The following is a 388-nucleotide window of genomic DNA, read 5'->3' as shown; positions in this document are numbered from 1 at the left end:
AGAGTTATTGTAAAGTCTCCCCAGGTGTGTCATTAAATATCCCAACAGATTGCCCTGGCCTGACCCCCTAAATGCAATTTTGGGATTCCCTTTTAGTTGCTTTCATTAAAATGTACCAGCGCAGTAAAAAAAGCACAAAGTATATTGTTTATGTAACTCACTATCTCATTTGCACTGGTTACATGGCAGCTTCAGACTGACTAAAACTACACTTTTCCCACCATGGTTCAAAGATCAACAGAACTGGGCCAACAAAAGCAATTTTTTCATGTGGTCTAACTACCAACTTATTATGAGTTAAGTTACTTTTAGGTTTAAAATCACAGCAGTTTTTCCCTCCACACCTCCCAGAGATACTTTCAGGGTGGCTAAACTTGGCTAAAGGCTT

The 388-nt window shown here is 39.2% G+C and carries 1 protein-coding gene; it reads right to left on the bottom strand.

Features of this window, described 5'->3' with window-relative positions; all coding sequences use genetic code 11:
- Positions 1–178 precede the first annotated feature (178 nt).
- A partial coding sequence (locus EXE42_RS19875) for a hypothetical protein (protein WP_206750768.1) occupies positions 179–388 on the bottom strand: 210 nt, incomplete at its 5' end.

It is taken from the genome of Halorubrum sp. SP3, from assembly GCF_005435195.1.
GTDB lineage: Archaea > Halobacteriota > Halobacteria > Halobacteriales > Haloferacaceae > Halorubrum > Halorubrum sodomense.
Note: the sequence above shows the minus strand (reverse complement) of the source record. Positions and strands in the feature narration are given on the sequence as shown.